Genomic DNA, 6889 nt, shown 5'->3' with positions numbered 1-6889 from the left:
CTGGCGCGCCGTGCGCTGGCGCGCCGTGCGCTGGCGCGCCGTGCGCTGGCGCGCCGGGCCGCGTTCAGCTGAACGCGGCCCGGCGAGGCGTCAGTCCTTCTTCTGGTCGTTCTGCACGTTGCGGTACTCCTCGACGGTCTCCGCGTGCCCGCCCGCAGCGTCCTCGTTGCCCAGCGCGGTCTCGGCCGGCATGCCGTCGACCCGTTCCTTGGCCTCGGCGGCCAGCTTCTCCCGGTCCAGCGGTTCGCTCATGACGATCTCTCCTCGTGTGGTCGGACGTGGTGGTGCGTCCACGGTCTGCCCGTCCCCCGGCCTGGACACGCGCTTTTGAACGTGTTCAAATTGCTTCGTGACAGTAGGGGTGGTCCAGGCGCTCGGACTCGGTGCGGCGGGCGGCGCCGGTCTCGCCGCCACCGCCGTCACTCCTCTGGTGCTGTGGAACGGGCCGCTCGAGGCGGTGCTCGTCTACCCGCCCCTGTTCGCGGTTCCGGGCGCGGCCGTCGGTGCGGTGGCCGGCGGCGCCGTGGCGCTGGTGGTCCGGTGGCGTCGTCGGCGGACGAGCCGACCGTCGTCGACCGCGGGCCCCGCGTCGGCGTCGCCGGTCGCCCGGTCGGGCCGGTGACCACGCCCGGAGCGGGTCGGGTCCTGGTCCGCGGGCTGGTGGTCGGCCCGCTGCTGGGCGGCGCGGTGGCGACGACGGTCTACATCACGGCGTGCGCGCTGACCCTCGAGGTGTTCGGGCTCGTGTTCGCCCCGGTCGCGTTCGTCCTCGGTGCGGCGGTCGGGCTCGTGGTGGGTCTGCCCGCGGTCGCCCTCGTGGCGCGGCGTCAGTTCGTGCGACCCGTCGACGGCGCCGCCGTGGCCGGGTGTGTGGGCGCGGGTGTGGCGTTCGACGTCGCGTCGACCGGGCTGGGCTCCGGCGCCGGGGCGACCGCGGTGATCGGCTGGTGGCTCGGCCTCACGGTGCTGCTCGGCGCAGGGGGCGCGGTCCTGGGCGGGGTCGTCGCCCGACCCCGATCGGATCAGCGCCGACCGGGTCAGCGCCGACCGGATCAGCGCCAGACGGAGCGGCGCTGCAGGAGCAGCCGGTACAGCGTCCCCTGGATGGTCTCGCGCACCCGGTCGGTGAGCTCGAAGACCAGCATCGGGTCGTCGGCGGCCTCGGGGCCGTAGCCCGAGGTCGGGATCGGCTCACCGAACTCGATGATCCACTTGCTCGGCAGCGGGATCAGACCGAGCGGGCCGAGCCACGGGAACGTGGGCGTGATCGGGAAGTACGGCAGGTTGAGCACCCGCGCGAGGACGCCGACGTTGCCGATGACGGGGTGGATCTCCTCCGACCCGACGATCGACACCGGGATGATCGGCACGCCGGTCGCGAGTGCGGCGCTGACGAACCCGCCGCGGCCGAACCGCTGCAACTTGTAGCGCTCGGTGAACGGCTTGCCGATCCCCTTGAACCCCTCGGGCCACACGCCGACGAGCTCCCCGCCCGAGAGCAGTCGCTCGGCGTCGGGGTGGCAGGCGAGGGTGGTGCCGGACTTGCGGGCGACCGAACCCAGGAACGGGGTGCGCAGCACCAGGTCGGCGGCGAGCAGGCGCAGCACCCGGTGGCGGGGGTGGGCGTCGTGCAGCGCGACGGCCGTCATCGCGGCGTCGAGGGCCCACAGACCGCCGGCGTGGTTGCCGACCAGCAGCGCACCGCCCTCCTCGGGGACGTTCTCGATCCCCTGGGTCTCGATGCGGAACCACCGCCGGGCGAGCGGTCGCAGCGCCGGGATGGCGACGTTCTCGGTGAGGTCGGGGTCGAAGCCGAACTCGTCGACCTCGTACTCCCCCGTGAGCCGGCGGCGCAGGAAGGCCAGCGCGTGGGCCGCGGCGGCGTCGACCCGGTCGCGGGTCGAGGGCTCGGCGAGCTCCGCCGGGGCGTCGGCACGCGGGCGCGGGGTGTCGGCGTGCAGCGGGATGATCCGGGCCTCACCCATGGCGGCGCCCCCGTCGGGTCGAGGCGCCGGCGGCGGCCACCGCGCGGCGCGGCGTGGCCGCCAGGGTCGAGGCCAGAGCGGTCGGACGCAGCCCGATGAGCCCGCCGAGGCCGTCGAGCGTCGCGGCGATCTGGTCCGGCGCCACGACCGGCGGCACCGGGCGGTCGCGCAGGAAGGCCTCGAAGGCCTGCTCGCTGGAGTACCGGGGCGTGAAGCCGAACGTGTCGTGCACCCGGGTGGTGTCGACGACCCGGCCGTAGGACAGCAGGCCCAGCTGCTCGGGCGAGAAGTCGACCAGCCCCGAACGGCGGACCCACCGGCTCACGGTGTCGACGGCGGGGCCGGGGATCGCGACCGGGAGCTTGCCGGCCCGGCGGATGGCCTGCGAGAGCAGCAGCGTGCCGTCGCCGGCGACGTTGAAGACGCCCGGGTGCGGCGCGACGGCCGCGAGCCGGAGGATCTCGACGGCGTCGGTCTCGTGCAGGAACTGCAACCGCGGGTCGTGCCCGAGCGCGGTCGGCAGGATCGGCAGGGTGAAGTACCGGACCAGGGCGGAGTCGATGGTCGGGCCGACGAAGTTGGAGAACCGCAGCACGGTGACGTCGACGTCGGGACGGCGACGGCCGAACCCGCGCACGTACCCCTCGACCTCGACAGCGTCCTTGCCGTAGCCCGACCGGGGCAACGCGCGGGGCGGGGTGTCCTCGGCGAACACCGCGGGGTCGCGCGGGGACGACCCGTAGACCGCGGTGGTCGACTTCAGCACCAGACGCTTGACCGAGTCTGCCTTCTGGCAGGCGGCCAGCAGCTGCATGGTGCCGAGGACGTTCATCTCCTTCATCGGCGCACGCCCGCCCGCCCCGTGGGGGGTGGCGGTGACCGACGCGTGGACGACGGTGTCGACCGACGACCCGGCGATGACCTTCGCGATGAGCGGGTTGCGGATGTCGGCGCGCACGAACTCCGTGCGGCCCAGCCGGTCGAGGTCGGCCCGGCCGGGCGCGACCGTGTCGACGCCGATCACCCGCCCGACGGCGGGGTCAGCGGCCAGTGCGGCCGCGACCCGGCTCCCGAGGTACCGGCTGATGCCCGTGACCAGGACGGTCGGCAGCGGGCCGGGGCGGCGGGGGGTGCGGCCGGACGACGTGGTCTGGGGCGACACGGGCGGCCCGTCCGATCGGAGAGGGGTGGAGCGGAAGACCTACTTCTTGTTGCGACGCTGGACGCGGGTCTTCTTCAGCAGCTTGCGGTGCTTCTTCTTGGCCATGCGCTTGCGGCGCTTCTTGATGACGGAACCCATGAGCTGCTGCGGACCTCACGATCGACGGACGACGGGGACGGACCCCCTGCTGACACTGCCGACACACGTCGGCACCTGAACGACGAGGGTAGCCGCCTCCGGCGGGCGGTGGGTCAGCCGGCTTCGATGAAGGCGTCGCGCAGGTAGTCGTGGACCGCCTGCTCCGGCACCCGGAAGCTGCGCCCGACCCGGACGGCCGGCATCTCGCCCGCGTGCACCATCCGGTACACGGTCATCTTGGAGACTCGCATCATCGCGGCGACCTCGGCGACGGTCAGGAACGTGACGTCACCCCGGTTCGGGGCGGGTGCGGACGACGCCCCGGCCTGGGCGGGCGCCTTCGCGGGACCCGCAGCGGGGGCCTTCGCGGCGGGGACGGCGGCCGGTCCGACCCCGGTGGGGGCAGGACGGGCCGACCGACCGGACGACGAGGTCCGGGCGGCAGGCTGGTTCGAACGCTTTTCAGGCATGGGTCACGCACCTTCGGCACGTGTCGCTCGTCGGCTTCCCCACCGGCGACAGACACGCACGTGCTGGTCGCACCCTAGCGGTACTGATGGGACTCGTGCGACACAGGAGAACAACAGCTCCTGCTCAACCTCGACCGAGCTCCACGCTGCGGTCGCGGGCCGCCTCGATCGCGGCGAGGAACGCGGCGCGGACCCCGTGGTCCTCCAACGCCCGGATGGCCGCGATCGTCGTGCCGCCGGGGCTGGTGACGGCCTCGCGCAGCTGGACGGGGTGCTCGCCGGACTCGCGCAGCATGAGCGCCGAGCCGTAGAGGGTCTGGACGATGAGTTCGGCCGCGAGCGCCCGCGGCAGGCCGAGCAGGATGCCGGCGTCGATCATCGCCTCGACGAGGAAGAACACGTACGCGGGGCCGGAACCGGACAGCGCGGTGACGGCGTCGAGCTGGCTCTCGGGTACCCGCACCACCCGCCCGACCGCCTCGAGCAGGGTCTGGGCGGTGGCGAGGTCGTCCTCGCCGGCGTGGCGGCCGGCGCTGATCGCCGTCATCCCCTGCTCGACCAGCGCCGGGGTGTTGGGCATGGCCCGGACCACGGCGACGCCGTCAGGCAGGTGCGCCTCCAGCCGCGCGGTCGGCACACCCGCGGCGACCGAGACCACGAGCTGGCCGGGACGGACGTGCGGGGCGGCGGCGTCGAGCAGCGCGTCGATGTCTTGCGGCTTGACCGCGACCAGCACGGTCGACGCCGTGGACACCGCGGTGGCGAGGTCGGGGGTGCCGACGCCGTACGCGTCGGCGAGCTCGGCCGCGCGGGCCGGGTGGCTCTCGACGACCACGACCTCGCGCGGCGCGACCTGGCGGAGCAGCCCGACGAGCAGGGCTTCGCCGATCTTGCCGCCGCCGAGCAGTGCCAGAGGAAGGGCCGACGGTGGCAACGCGGAGGACGGGGTCTCGGCCACGGCCCGGACCTTATCGGGCAGGGTCACGGGATTGCGGTGGTGAGGGTTCAGGCCGTGACGGGCTCGAGCACCGTGAGCACCGGCGCGGCGACCACGACGCTGCCGAGGCCGCTCGCACCCTCGGGCGTCGCCCGCCAGGCCCGGTACGCGGCGTCGTGGTCGGCGCTCTGCCAGTGCTCGACGACGACCACGTGCGCCGGGTCGTGGACGTCGGCCATCACCTCGATGCCGACGTTGCCGTCGAACGCGCGGGTGGCGACCAGCGTCTCGTCGAGGACGCGGTGCGACTCCTCGATGCGGTCGGGGTCGAAGCGCAGGTCCAGCAGGGCGGTGACGGCCACGGGGGTCTCCTCGGTGTTCGGGTGTTCGGGTGTCGGGTGTTCTGGTCGGACGTGCTGGTTCAGCTGTCGGGTCGCACGAGGTGCAGTCGGCAGAAGGCGAGGGCGGCCGCGACGTCGGCCCGGCGCGCGGCCCGGTCCACCGCGCGGCGGGTGTTGATCTCGATGACGGCCGTGCCGGTGAAGCCGCGGGCCGCGGCGCGTTCGAGGACCTCGGCCACCGGCTGGGTGCCACGGCCGGGCACGAGGTGCTCGTCCTTGGCGAGGCCGGTGCCGTCGGCGACGTGCAGGTGCTGCAACCGGTCACCCATGCGGTCCATCATCGCCAGCGGGTCGGACTGGCTCACCGAGGCGTGCGAGAGGTCCAGGGTGAAGGCGTCGTAGTCGCTGGGGTGCTCGGCGACGTCCCAACTCGGCTTGTACGACGACACCGCGCGGCTGCGCACCCAGAGCGGGAACATGTTCTCGACCGCGACCTTGACCTGTGCACCCTGCAACGATGCGACCTCGTCGACGAAACGCTTGGAGTAGTCGCGCTGCCAGCGGAACGGCGAGTGCAGGACGACGGTGGAACCCCCGAGCCGTTCGGCGACGTCGCGCGACTTCTGCAGCTTGAGCCAGGGATCGGCGCCCCACACCCGCTGGGTGATGATGAGGCACGGCGCGTGCACGGCGAGGATCGGAACCCGGTACTTCGCCGAGAGTTTCTCCAACGCGACCGGGTCCTGACTGACCGGGTCGGTCCACACCATGACCTCGACGCCGTCGTACCCGAGTTCGGCCGCGAGCTGGAACCCGTACTCGCACGGCTCGGGGAAGACCGACGCGGTCGACAACGCCACGCGCACCGGCGCCGGGGCGAGGCCCATCAGCGCGGTTCCGGCGAGGGCAGTTGGTCCAGGCGTCGCAGGATGATCCCCTCGCGCAACGCCCAGGGGCAGAGGTCGAGTGTCTCGACGTCGAGACACTCCATGGCCGCGTCGGCGACCACGGCGCCGGCCAGCAGCTGGTGGGCGCGGGCCGCGCTCACCCCCTCGAGCTCCGCGAGGTCGGCCGCGGTCATGCGCGAGATGAAGCCGATGAGCTGGTGCAACCCCTCGCGCCGGATCCGCCGCCGGACCCGGGTGCCCTGCGACGACGGCGCCGCACCGGTGAGCCGGGCGATCGAGCGGAAAGTCTTCGACGACGCGACCACCCGGTCGGGGCCGCCGTCGGCCACCAGTTCGGCCACGGCCGGCTTGAGCGTCTCGATGGCGTGGCCGCGCAGGGCGGCGACCTCGGCGCGCTGCGGCGGGTCGGCGGTGAACCACTCCCGCGTCATCCGGCCGGCGCCGAGCGGGACCGAGAGCGCGACGTCGGGGTCCTCACGGACTCCGGCCGCGAGTTCGAGGGAGCCACCGCCGATGTCGAGCGAGAGCAACCGGCCGGCGCTCCACCCGAACCACCGCCGGGCGGCGAGGAAGGTCAGGCGCGCTTCGTCGTCGCCGGAGAGCACCCGCAGTTCGACGCCGGCGTCCTCCTGGACCCGTCGCAGCACCTCGGAGGAGTTGCCGGCGTCGCGCACGGCCGAGGTGGCGAAGCCGATGAACTCGTCGCACCCCAGTTCGCGCGCCGCCCGGCGCGCGCCGATCACCGCGCCCACCAGGGCGTCGGCACCGGCGAGGTCGAGGTCGCCGCGGCGGTCGATGTGCTCGGCGAGACGCAGCACCGACTTGCGCGACATCGCGGGCGAGGGCTCGGCGCCGGGGTGGGCGTCGACCACCAGCAGGTGGACGGTGTTGGACCCGACGTCGAGGACACCGAGTCGCATGGTTCGTCAGCGTAGGCGTCGACCGCCG

At 73.6% G+C, this 6889-nt stretch carries 10 protein-coding genes; 1 reads left to right on the top strand and 9 read right to left on the bottom strand.

Going from position 1 to position 6889, the window contains the following annotated elements; genetic code table 11:
• Positions 1 to 90 precede the first annotated feature (90 nt).
• Positions 91 to 252 carry a hypothetical protein gene (locus ACXR2U_RS11765; protein ID WP_458825201.1) on the bottom strand — a complete coding sequence of 54 codons (162 nt, stop codon included), beginning with the start codon at positions 250 to 252 and terminating at the stop codon, positions 91 to 93.
• Positions 253 to 349: 97 nt separating this feature from the next.
• On the opposite strand from ACXR2U_RS11765, the gene ACXR2U_RS11760 reads away from it, so the two are divergent.
• Positions 350 to 622, top strand: coding sequence for a hypothetical protein (locus ACXR2U_RS11760; protein WP_458825200.1), 273 nt, complete (start codon positions 350 to 352; stop codon positions 620 to 622).
• 430 nt (positions 623 to 1052) lie between these two features.
• Here ACXR2U_RS11760 and ACXR2U_RS11755 read toward each other — a convergent pair whose 3' ends face one another.
• The 8 genes from ACXR2U_RS11755 to ACXR2U_RS11720 all read right to left on the bottom strand — a co-directional run bounded on the left by ACXR2U_RS11755 (position 1053) and on the right by ACXR2U_RS11720 (position 6861).
• Entirely contained in the window at positions 1053 to 1985 is a 933-nt protein-coding gene (locus ACXR2U_RS11755) for a lysophospholipid acyltransferase family protein (RefSeq protein ID WP_458825199.1), read from the bottom strand.
• Positions 1978 to 3147 carry an NAD-dependent epimerase/dehydratase family protein gene (locus ACXR2U_RS11750; RefSeq protein ID WP_458825198.1) on the bottom strand — a complete coding sequence of 390 codons (1170 nt, stop codon included), beginning with the start codon at positions 3145 to 3147 and terminating at the stop codon, positions 1978 to 1980. Before ACXR2U_RS11750 ends, ACXR2U_RS11755 begins: the two co-directional genes overlap by 8 nt.
• 39 nt (positions 3148 to 3186) lie before the next feature.
• Positions 3187 to 3285, bottom strand: coding sequence for a 30S ribosomal protein bS22 (locus ACXR2U_RS11745; protein ID WP_012854759.1), 99 nt, complete (start codon positions 3283 to 3285; stop codon positions 3187 to 3189).
• Between the two features lie 113 nt (positions 3286 to 3398).
• Positions 3399 to 3563 carry a helix-turn-helix domain-containing protein gene (locus tag ACXR2U_RS11740; protein ID WP_458825208.1) on the bottom strand — a complete coding sequence of 55 codons (165 nt, stop codon included), beginning with the start codon at positions 3561 to 3563 and terminating at the stop codon, positions 3399 to 3401.
• Positions 3564 to 3879: 316 nt separating this feature from the next.
• Positions 3880 to 4689, bottom strand: a complete 810-nt coding sequence (gene proC, locus ACXR2U_RS11735) for a pyrroline-5-carboxylate reductase (RefSeq protein WP_458825207.1) — start codon at positions 4687 to 4689, stop codon at positions 3880 to 3882.
• A gap of 71 nt (positions 4690 to 4760) precedes the next feature.
• Complete coding sequence (locus ACXR2U_RS11730) at positions 4761 to 5054, bottom strand: putative quinol monooxygenase (protein ID WP_458825197.1); 294 nt, start codon at positions 5052 to 5054, stop codon at positions 4761 to 4763.
• 59 nt (positions 5055 to 5113) lie between these two features.
• Positions 5114 to 5920, bottom strand: a complete 807-nt coding sequence (locus ACXR2U_RS11725; RefSeq protein WP_458825196.1) for a sugar phosphate isomerase/epimerase family protein — start codon at positions 5918 to 5920, stop codon at positions 5114 to 5116.
• Entirely contained in the window at positions 5920 to 6861 is a 942-nt protein-coding gene (locus ACXR2U_RS11720) for a Ppx/GppA family phosphatase (protein ID WP_458825195.1), read from the bottom strand. The genes ACXR2U_RS11725 and ACXR2U_RS11720 overlap by 1 nt, the downstream gene beginning before the upstream one ends.
• Positions 6862 to 6889 lie beyond the last annotated feature (28 nt).

The organism is Jatrophihabitans sp. YIM 134969, from assembly GCF_054456675.1.
Note: the sequence above shows the minus strand (reverse complement) of the source record. Positions and strands in the feature narration are given on the sequence as shown.

What these genes read in the sequence shown, in the direction of transcription:
- ACXR2U_RS11765 (WP_458825201.1), bottom strand. Translation starts at nt 252, where the DNA reads ATGAGCGAACCGCTGGACCGGGAGAAGCTGGCCGCCGAGGCCAAGGAA.
- ACXR2U_RS11755 (WP_458825199.1), bottom strand. Translation starts at nt 1,985, where the DNA reads ATGGGTGAGGCCCGGATCATCCCGCTGCACGCCGACACCCCGCGCCCG.
- ACXR2U_RS11745 (WP_012854759.1), bottom strand. Translation starts at nt 3,285, where the DNA reads ATGGGTTCCGTCATCAAGAAGCGCCGCAAGCGCATGGCCAAGAAGAAG.
- ACXR2U_RS11725 (WP_458825196.1), bottom strand. Translation starts at nt 5,920, where the DNA reads ATGGGCCTCGCCCCGGCGCCGGTGCGCGTGGCGTTGTCGACCGCGTCG.
- ACXR2U_RS11720 (WP_458825195.1), bottom strand. Translation starts at nt 6,861, where the DNA reads ATGCGACTCGGTGTCCTCGACGTCGGGTCCAACACCGTCCACCTGCTG.